15 protein-coding genes are annotated in these 15,470 nt (G+C 55.2%); 13 read left to right on the top strand and 2 right to left on the bottom strand.

Annotation, left to right across the window (positions count from 1 at the left end):
* Positions 1 to 71: 71 nt before the first annotated feature.
* The 4 genes from TH3_RS11465 to TH3_RS11450 are packed head-to-tail and all read left to right on the top strand — an operon-like array spanning position 72 to position 3,924.
* On the top strand, positions 72 to 1,577 hold the full coding sequence (locus TH3_RS11465) for a sugar ABC transporter ATP-binding protein (protein ID WP_007092503.1): 1,506 nt from the start codon (positions 72 to 74) through the stop codon (positions 1,575 to 1,577).
* Positions 1,578 to 1,618: 41 nt separating this feature from the next.
* Complete coding sequence (locus TH3_RS11460; protein WP_052268416.1) at positions 1,619 to 2,647, top strand: ABC transporter permease; 1,029 nt, start codon at positions 1,619 to 1,621, stop codon at positions 2,645 to 2,647.
* Positions 2,637 to 3,614 carry a galactofuranose ABC transporter, permease protein YjfF gene (gene yjfF / locus TH3_RS11455; protein WP_007092505.1) on the top strand — a complete coding sequence of 326 codons (978 nt, stop codon included), beginning with the start codon at positions 2,637 to 2,639 and terminating at the stop codon, positions 3,612 to 3,614. The genes TH3_RS11460 and yjfF overlap by 11 nt, the downstream gene beginning before the upstream one ends.
* Before the next feature lie 40 nt (positions 3,615 to 3,654).
* A complete protein-coding gene (locus TH3_RS11450) occupies positions 3,655 to 3,924 on the top strand; it encodes a hypothetical protein (protein ID WP_007092506.1) in 270 nt (89 codons plus the stop codon).
* Positions 3,925 to 4,061: 137 nt separating this feature from the next.
* On the opposite strand, the gene TH3_RS11445 is transcribed toward TH3_RS11450, so the two are convergent.
* Positions 4,062 to 4,811 carry a FadR/GntR family transcriptional regulator gene (locus TH3_RS11445; RefSeq protein WP_007092507.1) on the bottom strand — a complete coding sequence of 250 codons (750 nt, stop codon included), beginning with the start codon at positions 4,809 to 4,811 and terminating at the stop codon, positions 4,062 to 4,064.
* 627 nt (positions 4,812 to 5,438) lie between these two features.
* Between TH3_RS11445 and TH3_RS11440 the strand changes: the two genes are divergently transcribed.
* The 8 genes from TH3_RS11440 to TH3_RS11400 all read left to right on the top strand — a co-directional run bounded on the left by TH3_RS11440 (position 5,439) and on the right by TH3_RS11400 (position 13,097).
* Complete coding sequence (locus TH3_RS11440) at positions 5,439 to 6,212, top strand: SDR family NAD(P)-dependent oxidoreductase (protein ID WP_007092508.1); 774 nt, start codon at positions 5,439 to 5,441, stop codon at positions 6,210 to 6,212.
* Positions 6,213 to 6,278: 66 nt separating this feature from the next.
* Positions 6,279 to 7,268: an AraD1 family protein gene (gene araD1 / locus TH3_RS11435; protein ID WP_007092509.1), complete on the top strand. Its 990-nt coding sequence runs from the start codon at positions 6,279 to 6,281 to the stop codon at positions 7,266 to 7,268.
* A gap of 301 nt (positions 7,269 to 7,569) precedes the next feature.
* A complete protein-coding gene (locus TH3_RS11430; protein WP_007092510.1) occupies positions 7,570 to 8,163 on the top strand; it encodes a hypothetical protein in 594 nt (197 codons plus the stop codon).
* Between the two features lie 431 nt (positions 8,164 to 8,594).
* On the top strand, positions 8,595 to 8,888 hold the full coding sequence (locus tag TH3_RS11420) for a hypothetical protein (RefSeq protein ID WP_040059868.1): 294 nt from the start codon (positions 8,595 to 8,597) through the stop codon (positions 8,886 to 8,888).
* A gap of 306 nt (positions 8,889 to 9,194) precedes the next feature.
* Positions 9,195 to 10,919 (top strand): RNase H family protein, encoded by a 1,725-nt coding sequence (locus tag TH3_RS11415; protein ID WP_052268367.1) that lies wholly within the window; start codon positions 9,195 to 9,197, stop codon positions 10,917 to 10,919.
* 248 nt (positions 10,920 to 11,167) lie between these two features.
* The gene (locus TH3_RS11410; protein WP_007089271.1) at positions 11,168 to 11,428 is read left to right on the top strand and encodes an AbrB/MazE/SpoVT family DNA-binding domain-containing protein; all 261 of its coding nucleotides are present in this window, start codon (positions 11,168 to 11,170) and stop codon (positions 11,426 to 11,428) included.
* Positions 11,428 to 11,796: a type II toxin-antitoxin system PemK/MazF family toxin gene (locus tag TH3_RS11405; protein WP_007089272.1), complete on the top strand. Its 369-nt coding sequence runs from the start codon at positions 11,428 to 11,430 to the stop codon at positions 11,794 to 11,796. The genes TH3_RS11410 and TH3_RS11405 overlap by 1 nt, the downstream gene beginning before the upstream one ends.
* 365 nt (positions 11,797 to 12,161) lie before the next feature.
* A complete protein-coding gene (locus tag TH3_RS11400) occupies positions 12,162 to 13,097 on the top strand; it encodes a pirin family protein (protein ID WP_007089273.1) in 936 nt (311 codons plus the stop codon).
* An 86-nt stretch (positions 13,098 to 13,183) separates the two neighbouring features.
* Here TH3_RS11400 and TH3_RS11395 read toward each other — a convergent pair whose 3' ends face one another.
* A complete protein-coding gene (locus TH3_RS11395; protein ID WP_007089274.1) occupies positions 13,184 to 14,392 on the bottom strand; it encodes an MFS transporter in 1,209 nt (402 codons plus the stop codon).
* A gap of 124 nt (positions 14,393 to 14,516) precedes the next feature.
* On the opposite strand from TH3_RS11395, the gene TH3_RS11390 reads away from it, so the two are divergent.
* Positions 14,517 to 15,458 carry an AraC family transcriptional regulator gene (locus tag TH3_RS11390; RefSeq protein ID WP_007089275.1) on the top strand — a complete coding sequence of 314 codons (942 nt, stop codon included), beginning with the start codon at positions 14,517 to 14,519 and terminating at the stop codon, positions 15,456 to 15,458.
* Positions 15,459 to 15,470: the final 12 nt, after the last annotated feature.

The raw sequence follows: 15,470 nt of genomic DNA, 5'->3' as shown, positions 1-15,470 counted from the left end.
GCATCCTTGCCGATGGCAAGGGTGCGTTCGGCCACATCCGGCCAGCGAACATAAAGGGAGAGGGGCTATCCATGTCTGAGAAGACGCAATCCGTGCTGTCAGTACGCGGGGCGGGAAAGTTTTTTCCCGGCGTCAAAGCCTTGCAGGATGTCGATTTCGATTTGCGATCCGGTGAAATTCACGCGCTTCTGGGTGAAAACGGTGCCGGGAAATCGACGCTGATCAAGGTGATTACCGGGGTTCATCCGCGCGATGCCGGAACCGTCCTGCTTGACGGGCAGGAAATCCATCCAAATCATCCGGGTGATGCGCAGGCGCTTGGCATTTCGACGGTTTATCAGGAAGTGAACCTGGTTCCCACGCTGTCGGTTGCCGAAAACCTGATGCTGGAACGCCAGACATTGAAATTCGGGTTTATTTCATGGAAGAAAACCGAAAGTGATGCCAAGGCAGCCCTTGAAACGCTGGGGCTTGATATTGATGTCAACCGGCCGCTGGGGTCCTATTCGGTAGCGATCCAGCAATTGGTTGCGATTGCGCGTGCGGTGGCACTTGATGCGCGGGTTCTGATCCTTGACGAACCAACCGCAAGCCTTGATGCCGAGGAAATCCGCACCCTGTTTCGCATCATGAACGAATTGCGTGCCAAGGGGCTTGGCATTGTGTTCGTCACCCATTTCCTGGATCAGGTTTACGCGATTACGGACCGCATCACGGTCCTGCGCAACGGGCGGCTTGTCGGCACGTTTGTGACCAAAGAACTGGCACAGATTGACCTGATCAATCATATGCTGGGCCGGGAACTGGCAGAAGTCAGTTCGCATCGCCATCAGGATGAAAGCAATTTCACCGGCAAGGGCCGCCAGATCCAGATCAAGAATCTGGGCAAGAAACGCGTGCTGGAGCCAGTGACGCTTGACCTTTCAGGCGGCGAGATTGTTGGTCTTGCCGGGCTTCTGGGATCAGGCAGGACGGAGCTTTCGGAGCTTATTTTCGGGGCGAAAAAGGCCGATAGCGGCCTTGTGTTCCTTGACGGGGAGCCGGTGATGCTGCGCTCCCCGCGCCATGCCATCCGGTCGGGTTTCGGGCTTTGCCCCGAGGACCGCAAACAGGATGGCATTGTTGCCGAGCTTAGCGTGCGCGAAAACATCATGCTGGCGCTTCAGGGGCGGCGCGGCTGGCTGCGCCCGATTGCACGCGCCGAGCAGCAGAAAACCGCCGATGAGATGATCAGGGCGCTGGGGATTGCCACACCCGATAGCGAAAAGCCGGTCGGGCAACTGAGCGGTGGCAATCAGCAGAAGGTCATTCTGGCGCGGTGGCTGGTGTCCAAGCCGATTTTCCTTATTCTTGACGAGCCGACACGCGGCATTGATGTGGGCGCGCATGCCGATATCATCAAGCTGATCAAGGAGCTTTGTGACGAGGGGCTGGCCTTGCTGGTGGCGTCAAGCGAGCTTGAGGAAATCGTTGCCTTTGCCGACCGGGTGGCGGTGATGCGCGACCGCCAAAAGGTTTCCGAACTGACGGGTGCCGAAATCACGCAGGACAGGATCATCGAGGCGATTGCACGATGACCAGCTTGCAGGACAAAAAGAAATTACGGGAAAGCAGCACCATGTCTGCATCTTCTTTGCTGAGCCGGCAGTGGTTTGGCCCGGTGGCGGCCCTTGTGCTGATCATTCTGGGTATCGGGATCATATCGCCGGACTTTTTTGATATTCGCATTGTTGACGGGCATCTTTACGGATCGCTTGTTGATGTGGTGCATCGCGGCGCGTCAACCGCCCTTGTGGCGGTCGGCATGGCGGTGGTCATCGGCACGCGGGGCATTGATCTTTCGGTGGGTTCGGTGATTGCGATTTCAGCCGCCGTCATGGCGGTCCTGATCCGTGATACCGATCTGCATCCGGCGGTCATCATCCTGGCAGCCCTTGGGGCCGGGGTGCTTTGCGGGCTGTGGAACGGGATGCTGGTGGCCTATCTTGATATCCAGCCGATCATCGCGACCCTGATCCTGATGGTGGCCGGGCGCGGCATCGCGCAGATGATCACCGATGGCCAGATCGTGACCTTTCACGGGGCGTTTTTCGAGGGTATCGGCAGCGGGTATCTGCTGGGTATTCCGTGGCGGGTGATTATTGCCGCGGTGGTAATCGGGGCGCTTTACGGCGTGATGCGCAAAACCGCCCTTGGCCTGTTTGTTGAATCGGTTGGCGGCAATGCACGCGCCAGCCGGCTTGCGGGTATTGATGCGCGCGGGATCAAGCTTCTGGCTTATGCGATTTCGGGGCTGTGTGCGGCCTTTGCCGGGATCATCATTGCGGCTGATATTCGCGGGGCGGATGCCAACAATGCCGGGCTGTGGCTTGAACTGGATGCCATTCTGGCGGTTGTTATTGGCGGTGCGTCGCTGATGGGCGGGCGGTTCTTTATCGGCATGACGGTGATCGGGGTTCTGATCATTCAGTCGCTGACCACGGGGATTTTGCTTTCGGGTTTGCCGTCGCAATATACCCTGATCGTCAAGGCGGCGGTGGTGATGGTGGTTCTGCTGGTGCAGGCACCAAAATCACGCGAACTGGCGGGCAAGGCGTGGGAAAAGATCGGCAGCCGGAAGGTGCGGGGGAATTCCGATGAAAATTAATGAACGTTATTACCCGTTGCTTGCCACGCTGGCGGTGCTGGCGCTGCTTTATGGTTACGGGATTGCCGAACATCGGGCGTTTTCAGATACTTATGTTCTGGGTGCGCTTCTGACCGATAATGCGTTTCTGATCATTACCGCGGTCGGCATGACATTCGTCATCCTGTCGGGCGGGATTGATCTTTCGGTCGGCTCGATGATTGCCTTTGTCGGCGTCCTGATGGCCGAACTGGTGACCGGGTTTGGCATGCATCCCTTGGTGGCGGTGGTGATTTCGATTGCGGTTGGCACGCTTTTCGGGGCCTTCATGGGGGTGATTATCGCCAAGTTCGATATCCAGCCCTTTATCATCACCCTGGCGGGGATGTTTTTCCTGCGCGGGATGTGCTTTTTGATCAACCTTGATTCCGTGCCGATTGATCATCCGTTTGTCGCCGATTTCAGCGGATTTAAAATTCCGCTGCCGGGGCGTGGCTGGATCAGTGCGGCGGCTTTGCTGATGCTGATGACGGTGATTGCCGGGGTGATTATTGCGCATTACACCCGGTTCGGGCGCAATGTCTATGCCATTGGCGGGGATCGTCAGTCGGCGGAATTACTGGGCATTCCGGTGCAGGGCACGATCATCCGGGTTTACACTTTGTCGGGCTTTTTCAGTGCCTTGGCCGGTGTTGTTTTCGCGTTTTATACCGCGTCGGCCTATCCGTTGGCAGCGGTCGGGGTGGAGCTTGATGCGATTGCGGCGGTGGTGATTGGCGGGACGCTTCTGACCGGGGGCATGGGCTTTGTGGTCGGGACGTTCTTTGGCGGGATCATCATGGGGGTGATCCAGACCCTGATCGCGTTTGACGGGTCGCTTAACAGCTGGTGGACCAAGATCATGATCGGGGCGCTTCTGTTTGGCTTTATCGTGCTGCAACGCCTGATTACACGGTCATTTTCGGGGATGCGGGCCGGGGCGGGGTGAGCCGAATTTAGCCTCTTCGGGTGGGGGAATCCGGGCCGGGGTGGTGGTGCTGCCCCGGCCCGAAGTGTTTTCCGGGCCGTTCATTCCGGCGGCTATTTTCGCGGTCGGAATGCGGCTTTGCGATCCAGCTTTTTATGAAGTTATTTTTCATAATCGATCCGATTTTTCATTTTTGGTGAATAATGGATCGGCGACGGGGTTGGCGAAGATCGTGACCATGCGTTTCGGGGACGAAAAACCGGCTTTTATTTGTGTGAGGAATACGGGTTTTGGCCGTCATGAGACGAAAACCAGCTTTTTATTTGTATGAGGAATACAAACGGGGCCGTCCTGATGACAGCCCCGTTTTTGTCTTTTGCCGCTGTTTGAGTGTGATGACATCGACGGGTCCGTAAGGCGGGGTCAAAGCGATATCCAAAGCGATATCACAGACCGGTCAAAGCAGTATCAAAGCCCGATCACGTCCCAGTCATGTTCGCTTTTCATGCCGAGCTGCTGGCGGAGTTGCAGCATGGTGCGGCTGAGCAGGTTGCGCATGGCTTCGCGGGCGTCGCCGGGTTCGCGGTGCGCGATGGCGCGGTAAACCGCGAAATGGTCGGGCAGGGATTTGACATGTGCCTTTGGCCCGCCCGAGGACAGGCGGAACGAGCCGATGAGCGCGGTTTCAATCAGCATGCCGAACGATTTCATGAAATCATTGCCCGACGCATCCAAAATCGCCTGATGGAAAACAAGGTCGGTGATATAGACGGCCTCGGTGCCGAGTTCGGCATTTTCCATGCCGGTATAGGCGGCCTCGATGGTGGCGAGTTGTTCCTCGGTCGCGCGTTCGGCGGCCATGGCGGCGGTGTTGGGCTCGATAATCATGCGGGTTTCAAACAGGCCATAGAGAAACGCCGGATCGGGATCGGGGAAATGCCAGGACAGAACATCGGGGTCGAGCAGGTTCCAGCTTGTGCGCGGTTTGACGCGCGTGCCGGTTTTCGGACGGCTTTCGATCAGCCCCTTGGCCGAGAGGATTTTGATCGCCTCGCGCAGGGCCGTGCGCGAGACATCAAGCGATTCACTCAAGGCCGCCTCGGTCGGGAGGACATCGCCCGGTGCCAGTTTGCCCGAAACGATCCGTGATCCCAGATCATGGGCAACGATGCTGTGCAGGCTGCGTTTGGCATAGGTTCGTGACATGGACGATGGCATTCAAATTCCTCCGGTGCGGTCTTTTGATATCTGTGGAAAGCGGTGGCTGGGTCGGTGACCGCACTCTGACATTATTCATATAATATGAATTTATTTTAAGGGCAACTTCCGTGCGCCCGATAATGCCTTGTGCTGCAACGCATATATTTATTTCGGTGGCTTTGCGCCGCGGGTGATTGCACCCTATCGGAGGTGTCATTTTTATAGACCACTTATCACCAAATAAGAAGCAGTGAGTTTGGCATTGTCCCGGACCCGGATGTTGCCGGTTTGCGGCTTGACAGCAAGCCACATCCTGATAATTAATGTTATTGTATGAAGAATAAAAGAACAAGACTGTCAGGAGGAAGCACCCCATCGTGCGGCAACGGGTATTGTAAACGGGTATCATAATCCGGCCCGAAAGATGCGCGATGGTGGATTTTCGCAAAATTTGCGGGCAGGCGGGCGAGATGTTTTGCATTTACCCGATCACCTGACGTGATGTGATGCGATGCCCCTTACGTACCCCTTATCGGGTGCATCCTGCCAGTTTGAACCCTGATCCTCGATCATGGCGTGCCGGACGGACCGGTACCCGGAGGGGGATCGGCACACAAAGACCAGATGACGGGAGAGCCTACGATCATGTCCGATCGCATGCCAACGAACTATACCAGCCTTGCCGATAAATCGGTTTTCATTACCGGCGGTGCCACGGGCATTGGCGAGGCGCTTGTCACCGCCTTTGTCGAGCAGGGGGCGAAAGTCGCCTTTGTCGACATTGCCGAGGAAGCCGGCCACGCGCTTGTTGAAAAGCTGGGCAAGGACGCCAAGCACAAGCCGCTTTTCATCACATGCGACATTACCGATATCAGGGCGCTTCAGGATGCGGTGGCAACGGCTGCCAAGGCCAACGGCCCGATCACGGCACTGCTTAATAATGCCGCCAATGACACCCGCCATAAATGGCAGGACGTGACGCCGGAATATTGGGATGAACGCCAGGCGATCAATATCCGCCCGTCCTTCTTTGCCATTCAGGCGGTCGCCCCGATGATGCAGAAGGCCGGGGGTGGCGCGATTGTCAATTTCGGGTCGGTGAGCTGGATGATGGGGCAGGGCGGCATGCCGGGCTATACCACGGCAAAGGCCGCAACCCATGGGCTTACACGCGGCATGGCGCGTGACCTTGGCAAGGATGGCATCCGGGTCAATACGCTTGTGCCCGGCTGGGTCATGACGCAGCGCCAGCTTGACCTTTGGGTCGATGAAGCCGCCGAGCGCGAGATTGACGAACGCCAGTGCCTTAAGAACAAAGTGATGCCGAGCGACATCGCGCGCATGGCGCTTTTCCTGACCTCGGATGAAAGCCGCATGGTCACGGCACAGAACTTTATCGTTGATGGCGGCTGGGTCTGATCGCGGTCTGATTGACCGGAAAATACCCCCGATTTTACGAACAGAGACATTATCAGGACAGATTTCATGAGACTGGTTCAATACAAGGATACCGCGGGCGCGCAGCATGTGGCCGTGGTCGAGGATGCCAAAACCCTGATCCCGCTTAAGGCGGTTGCCTCCACGCGGGAGCTTGCCAGCATCGCGATTTCGCAAGGGGTCACGATGATCGAGGCGGCAAAGGCTCGCCTGGGCGACACCAACGTTGATTATGACGAGGTCGCCAAATCCGGCCGTCTGTTGCCGCCGATCACCCATGCCGATCCGGCGCATTTCCTTGTCACCGGAACCGGGTTGACCCACCTTGGCTCTGCTTCCGCACGGGCCAACATGCACAAGGCCGATAACAAGGCGGCGGATGAAACGGATTCCATGAAGATGTTTCGCATGGGGGTCGAGGGCGGCAAGCCGAAGGCGGGCGCGCAGGGCGTGCAGCCGGAATGGTTTTACAAGGGTGATGGATCGGTCGTGGCCAATCCGGGGGCGGATATCCCGAGCCCGTCCTTTGCCCTTGATGGCAGCGAGGAACCCGAAATTGCCGCGATTTACGTGATTGACCCCGAAGGCAATCCGGTGCGCATCGGCTTTGCGATTGGCAACGAGTTTTCCGACCATGTGATGGAACGCCAGAATTACCTTTATCTGGCGCATTCGAAACTGCGTGCGTGTGCGATGGGGCCGGAACTGCTTCTGGGCGATCTGCCAAGCCATGTTGAAGGCACGTCGCGGCTTTATCGCGATGGCAAGGTGATCTGGGAAAAACCGTTCCTGAGTGGCGAGGACAATATGTCTCACTCGCTCGCCAATCTTGAATATCATCACTTCAAATATGATCTGTTCTGCCGCCCGGGCGATGTGCATGCGCATTTCTTTGGCACGGCGACGCTTAGCTTTGCCGATGGCATCAAAACGCAGGATGGCGACGAGTTCGAGATCGAGGCCGCCCCGTTTGGCCGCGCATTGCGCAACCGGCTTAAAACGCAGGTGGAACGCAAGGTGACGATCAGGTCGATCTGATTGATCGGATCGGTCTGACGCCCAAGGGATATCAGGGTTTTACCAAGGGGCCACGATAAAAGCCCCGTCTCCCTCCAGAGCACTTCGTGCCCCGGCTCATGTTTATTGGGCCGGGGTTTTGTTTTTTTACTTTAGGTTGTGGTTTGAGTGGTAATTCGTGTTTTTCTAAAGTAGATTTTGAAGGTCTCAAGATTTCAACGGAAGAAAATAAGCCTGTCCCCTTTTTCGTCCTATTTTGCTTATGCGGGCTTTAATACGCTTGATGCGTTAAGAACATTTTTGAGTTGAGGGAGTATCCAAATTGGCAGAGACATTAATTATAACCAAATCGGCCGTTGGCCAGCATGCGCTTGATGGCGCTGGTGAAATGCTCTCATACGATAACAGTGGAATTCATAGCCGAGACCCGATATCTGCGCATATATTAGCGTGTTCGGCTGCGGAAATTCTCAAGGAGTTAAGCATACAACACACCGACACCTCAGTTTACGGAATTTTCCGCGATGTTGCTCACTCACTTGGTTCCGACCGGAAGATAATTACAAATAAATTGAATTTGGCTCTTAATTTTTTTAAACACGCAAACAAAGATTGGGGTAAACAACTAGATTTTGATCCCACTTTAACACATCACATTTTCTACTTGGCGTTTCTAGATTTAGGAAAACTTGTGAAAATACAGCCCGATGCGCCAAACTACGTAATAAAACCTAGTGAACATACTGATAGAGTAGCCCGCTTCTACAAGGCACTTTACAGTAGTGATAATCTTAGCCTCGCTAACCTGGACCAATTACTCAAAGACGATAATGAAAAAAATCAAGCGGTGGTCAAGGAGCATATCAGGAATTGGTTCATTAATAGAACCAACTTGTTGGGGCTTCCTAACGCATAGGAAGCGATCAAGAAAAATGTAATGCGGTCGAATACCACTTATAAAACTACCTAGCTATAATGGTGTTCAAAATAAGGGAAAAATTTTATGAATTCTGCGGAAATCAGTAGTAAGCAAATGAAAGAAATCCTCTCTTCAATCCGAAAGCATCACCTCGCGCTTGAAGAAGATGGATCAAATCCAGAGCTCTTAGCATCCCTTAGGCACATTGAGGATGATCTTGGTAGCTTGCAGGGGAGAAAATTCCGAATTCAGGGAACCGATTAAATATTTCGGCTCCCTGATAGAGACATTCAAAGTTTTGCCAGACTGAAACCTTTCCATAAAAGGGAAAAAGGGGACAGTCCTCTTTTGTGCTAAATATAGTCCCTTCTAGGCTCTCGGCCTACTAGAAATGGTTGCGAGCTGGATGTCTGACGTATATATTACGAATGCTCACGCTGATTTACCCGGAGAGCGCCGCAGACTATCGCGCAGTGCCTTTGAAATTCAGCGGGCCGGACATCGGCGAATTGCCGAGGTTTGGTTTACGGGGTGCCGACGATGGCGAGTATATACTTGCCGGAGATGGTCCTGTGGAGCAACAGGTGAGCCTTGCCTCTGATTTGACCATATCCCTTGGTTTCAAGCTTGAAATTAAGTGTCGGGTGGTCATAAGACTTTATTTTCGGCTTCGCCTGGACGCGGCGCAACGTTTTATCTTGCAATCCGCCCGAAAAAGGTAACCTACCCTAAGGAGGATTTTATGAACCGTGCCGCAAGCAAAAACATGCCAACTTTCGTGGTTGGCGATGGGTCGCCAGCCTACTGGTTTGGGCGACGCTCACGCTGATTTACCCGGAGAGCGCCGCAGACTATCGCGCAGTGCCTTTGAAATTCAGCGGGCCGGACATCGGCGAATTGCCGAGGTTTGGTTTACGGGGTGCCGACGATGGCGAGTATATACTTGCCGGAGATGGTCCTGTGGAGCAACACAGCACTTCAGAGGTAGGGCGAGGCATGACCGACATCGTCCACCAGAAAGAAGCTAAATGGGTAGACTTTTTGAGCACGCGACAAAGAGAGAAACACTTTATCGAGCGTGGCGTAAAATCCACACAAATGGTCGTACATCGAAAGCACAGGAAACTCGTGTTGCCATTGAGCAATTCGAACGCACTGCAAGTCGTGAAATCCATCGAATTCAAGAGCGCCTAAGAAAAGGGACATTTGAATTTGATCCGCAGAAGGGCGTTGCGAAGCGGAAGGTTAGTGGAGGTAAACGCGGGATTGTAATGGCTTCGGTCCATAATCGCGTCGTTGAGCGCGCTTTGTTGGACACACTTCAAGAAAAATCAGTTTTCATAAAAGACGTAATTACAATGCCAACGAGCGTTGGCGGCGTTCCCGAACGTAGTGTCCCGCATGGCCTGAAACTGATTGATGAAGCAATTAAGAATGGTTTCAATCATTTCATTCGTTCGGATATATCTGGCTTCTTTGATCATGTACCCCGTAAAGCCGTGATCGACCGTATTGAGAGTAATCTAGACGATATGCGGTTCATTGAAATTCTCAATGAGGCGACAACCGTCACTCTTGGAAATGAAGCAGCTTTGGGGGAAGACCGCGCAATTTTCCCAACAAATGATGAAGGTGTCGCGCAAGGCTCCCCGCTATCACCGCTGTTCGGTAACATTCTTCTTTATGACTTTGATAATAAATTCAATAAAGGTGGCTTGATATGTATTCGATTTATTGACGATTTCATACTCTTAGCAAAATCAGAACACGAAGTCACAAGAGCCTTCCATGATGCGAAAGCGTTTCTTGCCGCATTAGATATGTCTTGCCATGACCCCTTCTCCAAGAGCACCAAAAGTGACAAGGCAGATAGAGGTAAAGTTGAAGATGGTTTTGTCTTTCTGGGTTATCATATCTTGCCTGGAATAATCCAACCATCGGCATCAGCCCGAAAAAGCATCAAGGAAACTGTTAATAGCCACCTAAATGCAGGAAGACAGTCAATCTCTGCAGTCTTAAAAGCAGGTAATAGCTTTGAAAGACACCAAAGATATGCCCAGACTCTCGTGATGATTGATTTGGTTCTCCAAGGCTGGGGGCAAGCATTCGCCTATGGGAATGCGCCATACGTTTTAAATGATCTTGATAAGGCAATCGACGAGAGTATTGCAAATTTCCGCAAGTGGTATGCTCGAAAAATGGAGCAAGCCGATTGGAAAACTCGGCGACGTACAGGCGGCATTTGTTTGTTAAGCGATATTCAGCCTAAGACTTTTGATGATGTCCCGATAATACTCGAAAAAGGCAAACGTTTTGTCACAACATCGAAGACGATTACCATCTCAACAGATGGCTCTGTCATTACGCAAGGGCAGCGACTTGGGAAGGATCGAGGTTCTGGTGGTTGGGCATTTTTGATACACGAAACAGGTGAAGAAAAATCTGGGAGTGTGTCGAATGTCACAAATAATCAAATGGAGTTGCAAGCCGTCATTGAAGCCTTGAGACAAGCGCCGCCAACTCCTTCTATCAAGATTAGGACAGATAGCCAGTATGTGTATGACGCAATTGAGAAAGGGAGTTCGATCAAGAAGAATCAAGAAATGTGGGGCGAATATAAAAAAGCACTCGCAGATCGCTCTATCAAAGTAATTTGGGTTAAGGGTCATTCTGGTGACCCGCAGAATGAGCGCGTTGATAAATTGGCAAATTTAGCTGCGCGGCGACAACGCAAAACCGACGAAACCTCTTAGTTAAGTTTGAAGGCACGGATAATGTCGCCGATAAGAAAAAAGGGGACATCCCCCTTTTTGTCGTGTCATCGGATGTCATTCCCTATCATCTATCGCACGCTTTGACGCATGGATTCCCGCTTTCGCGGGAATGACGGGGTTTTGGAGTCTGTGTGTTGGGTGTGGTTGGTAGATACATGTGTTGACACTTTTGTTGTGTGGAATTACAGTAGCTACATATGTAGCTACGCAATATCCGGGAGAGTGTGATGCAAAGTGAGATCAAGCGGTGGGGTAACAGTGCCGCTGTGCGGCTTTCGAGCAAGATACTCGCGCAGGCGCGACTTGATGTTGCCAGTCCGGTCAGCATTGACGTCAAGGGTGGGAAAATCGTGATTGAGGCGGCCAGTAAAGCGGCGCGGAAAATCAATCTGCCTTTTTCGGAAGCGGAGCTTTTGGTCGGGCTTGATGCGCATGGAGCGCATGCCGATGAGCTTGGGCTGCCTTCTGCATCTGAAATGGGTGAGTGATGGCGGCGGCGGGATATGTGCCGGAGCGCAATGACATCATCTGGCTGGATTTCGAGCCGACCAAAGGCAAGGAAATCGGCAAATACCGACCGGCTTTGGTGCTGTCATCCCGGCAATATAACCAGCAAACCGGCCTGATGATCTGCTGCCCGATCAGCACCAGCATTCGCGGGGCGGTGACGGAAGTTCCGGTTGATAACCTCGATAAACCTTCTGTGGTGGCGGCAAGCCTGATCCAGACCCTGTCATGGAAAGACCGGAAGGCCAAATTCATCGTGCAAGCGAAGTCTGAGGTGATGGAGCAGGTGCTGATCCGCATCATCCCGTTGATCGGTGCCGATGCGGTGATCGAAAAATTTATCGAGTGAGTTGAACGGGATTGCCAGACAGGGCTTTGGCGCGACGCGTTTTGGACCGAGTGCCTTGAGAGATGGATTCCCGCTTTCGCGGGAATGACGGGGTGGGGTGGCTTGGTTTGGCTCGGCTCGGCTCGGGATGGCTTGGCGGTTCTGGGTGACTTGCGGGGCGGTTGGGTGCAAGCTGTGTGTTCGGCCTTGTGTTTTGCTTTGGGCTCCGTTCTGTGTTCCGCTTTTGGCGACACAGCGTGGCGGTTCGGGGGACTAGCCGGATGGCCGTGCGCGCGCCAGTCTGCATCATCGCCATCGGGCCGTCGCATCGGCAGGGCCGATAAAGTCGCCATACCCGTCCAAAGACCCGCAAAAGGATGACGCCCATGAGTTGGAACCCCGCACTTGAACCCGGCTGCCCCGATATTGTCGATATTGACGCCATCGAGACCCTGATCATTCCGCGGTCCCGCGATCTGGGCGGGTTTGAGGTCCGGCGTGCCTTGCCCGCGCCAAAGCGCCAGATGGTCGGGCCGTTCATCTTTTTTGATCAGGCGGGACCGGCCGAATTCCTGACCGGGCAGGGCGTTGACGTCCGGCCGCATCCGCATATCGGGCTGGGTACGGTGACCTATCTGTTTCGCGGTGATTTCCACCATCGCGACAGTACGGGGGCCGATCAGATCATCAAGCCGGGGGAGCTTAACTGGATGGTGGCCGGGCGGGGTGTTTCACATTCCGAACGCACATCCGCCACGGCGCGAAGCGGCCCCAACAGCCTGTTTGGCATACAGACATGGCTGGCCCTGCCCGAAGCACAGGAGGATATCGCCCCGACATTCGCCCATCACGGCAAGGGCACATTGCCGGTGATCGAGGAAGACGGCGTTTCAGTAAGGCTGATCCTTGGCAATGCTTATGGCGAGGTGGCCCCGGCGACGATGTTTTCCGAAACCTTCTATGCCGATGTGAAGCTGGATGCCGGGCGGATGTTGCCGATGCCCGATGATCACGAGGATCGCGGGATTTACATCGTCGAGGGTTCGATCTCGGTCGCGGGACAGGATTTTGAGGCCGGGCAGATGATGGTGTTCCGTCCCGGTGACAGGATTACGGTGATTGCCGGGGAGCAGGGCGCGCGGCTGATGATCCTTGGCGGGGCAACATTTTCAGGCCCGCGTTATATCTGGTGGAACTTCGTGGCGTCATCCAAAGAACGGCTGGAGGAAGCCAAGGCCGACTGGCGGGCGGGGAACTGGGGCAAGGGGCGGTTTGACCTGCCGATTGATGACCGGGATGAATATATTCCGCTGCCGGAATAGCCGGGATAAAGAAAACCCCGGCAGTGGTGAAACTGCCGGGGTGCCGGGCCTGTGTATGAAGCATCAGAGTGGGGGTGGGGCGATGCTTATGCCTGTTCGATTGCGGGAACAGGCGCGGTACGCAGACCCAGTGTCACGATGATCGAGGCACCCACCAGCAACATGCCGGCGATGGTAAAGACGCCAAGCGCGCCGCTGGCGTCAAACAGAAGGCCGCCAACGCCAGAGCCCGTCGCAATCGCAAGCTGGAAACCTGCGACCAGAAGGCCGCCGCCGCTTTCGGCTTCGTCCGGGACGGCGCGCGTGATCCAGGTCGACCATGCGACCGGCACACCGCCAAAGGCCATGCCCCAGATCGCGACAAGCACGGTGGTCGGGACAATCGCGCCCTGAATGGAGACCATGCCGATCCCGGCCAAGCCCATGATCATCGGCATCAGGGCAATCGTCATGCGCAGCGACCGTGCAACCAGCGCGCCGCCGACATAGGTGCCGATGAAATTGGCAAGACCAAAGCCGAGCAGAATGCCCGAAACGCCCGCCGTCGCAACGCCGGTGATGTTTTCAAGGAACGGCCGGACATAGGTGAACAGGGCGAAATGGCCGGTAATGATCAGGACCAGTGAAAACAGGCCGAATTTCATGCGCGGGCGATTGATGACCTCGACCAATGTACGCAGCGTTGCACGACCCCGCGGCGGCATTTTCGGGAGCGTCAGGAACTGCACGACAAGGGCGAGCACGCCGAGCAGGGAGGCCAGCAGGAACACATCGCGCCAGCCGATCACATCGCCAAGATAGCTTCCGAGCGGGGCGGCAAAGATGGTGGCAGCCGAGACGCCGCTAAACAGGATCGACAGCGCGCGCGGAATGCTTTTTTCCGGGACAAGGCGCATGACGGTCGCGGCCGACATGGTCCAGAAACCGCCAAGCGCGATGCCCAGCAGAACACGACCGGCCAGCAGCACTGCAAAGCTGGGCGCGGTGGCGACCATGATGTTGGAGATGGTCAGAAGGATCGAAAAGCCCAGCAGGACATAGCGGCGGTCAATGCTGCGCGTGACGGTCGCGGTAAGCAGGCTTGTGATCAGGGCCAGAACGGCGGTGGTTGACATCGCCTGACCAGCCAGGCCTTCGGTAATTTGCAGGTCATCGGCCATCGGGGTCAGCAGGCTTACGGGCAGGAATTCGGCCGTGACCAGCCCGAAAACCCCCAATGTCATGGAAATAACCGCCCACCAGGCCGGCGCGCCTTGCGCAGCAGCAGCCGTGGGCTTATTTACTGTCTCAGTCATCGAATGTCCTCTCGGATAGAGTGTTTGTGCATTGCAAACAGAATAGAGTGGACTCGCCGGACGGGCTATGCCAGTTTCTCCTTGATTATTGATCAATCGTCCGAAAGATACCGGAATTGATGACATGCAGATGCTTTCCAGTGACCTGATCAGCGAGCTTTTGCTCGGCATGCGGCTTGACGGGTTGCATTACAACCGCATCCAGATTTCCCCGCCCTTTGGCGTGCGATTTGGCGATGATCCGACGCGGGCACAGTTTCATTTCATTGCGCGCGGGCGGGTTTACCTGCGCACCGATAGCGGGGTTGTCCATACGCTTGAGGCCGGTGATGCGGTGCTTTTGCCGCGCGGGGGCATTCATGCGCTGCTGTCTGATCCGTCCATCCCGTGCCTTGATGTGACCGATTACAGTGTCACGACGATCTGCCGCCGGGTGGATGATATTCATGCCTGCAAGGCGGAGCAGTGCCGCAGCACCGATACGCTTATTTTCAGTGGCTGCATGGAATTTGACCTTGGCGGGATGCATCCGCTGGTCAGCATGATGCCCGAGGTGATGCAGGTCGGAACCCTTATTGATCGAAACCCCGAACTTTTGCCGGTGCTGGAAGCCATGGCGCGCGAAGTTTCGACCGAGCGCGCCGGTTTTGCCGGGATCCTGACGCGGCTTGCCGATGTGGTATCGGCATCGATCGTGCGTGATTGGGTCGAATGCGGATGTGGTGATGCGGCCGGTTGGGTCGAGGCATTGCGTGACCCGCGCATGGGCCGCGTGATTGCCGCCATCCATCGCGATCCGGGCCGCAACTGGACCGTCGAGGCGATGGCATCGGAAATGGGCAGTTCACGGTCGGTCTTTGCCGAACGGTTCCTTGAGGTCACCGGGGTGACACCGCTTCGCTATGTCACCGAACTTCGCATGCGGCTTGCCAGCCAGTGGATCACGCGTGATCGCATGGCGATTGATGTGGTGGCGGAGCGGCTGGGCTATGGCTCTCAGGCGGCATTCAGCCGCGCGTTCAAACGCACGACGGGCAAATCGCCGGGCACCATGCGGGCGGCATAGCTAGCCGCGCGG

This window comes from Thalassospira xiamenensis M-5 = DSM 17429, assembly GCF_000300235.2.
In the GTDB taxonomy this organism is placed as follows: Bacteria; Pseudomonadota; Alphaproteobacteria; order Rhodospirillales; family Thalassospiraceae; genus Thalassospira; species Thalassospira xiamenensis.
This window is presented reverse-complemented; position numbering and strand designations above follow the sequence as displayed.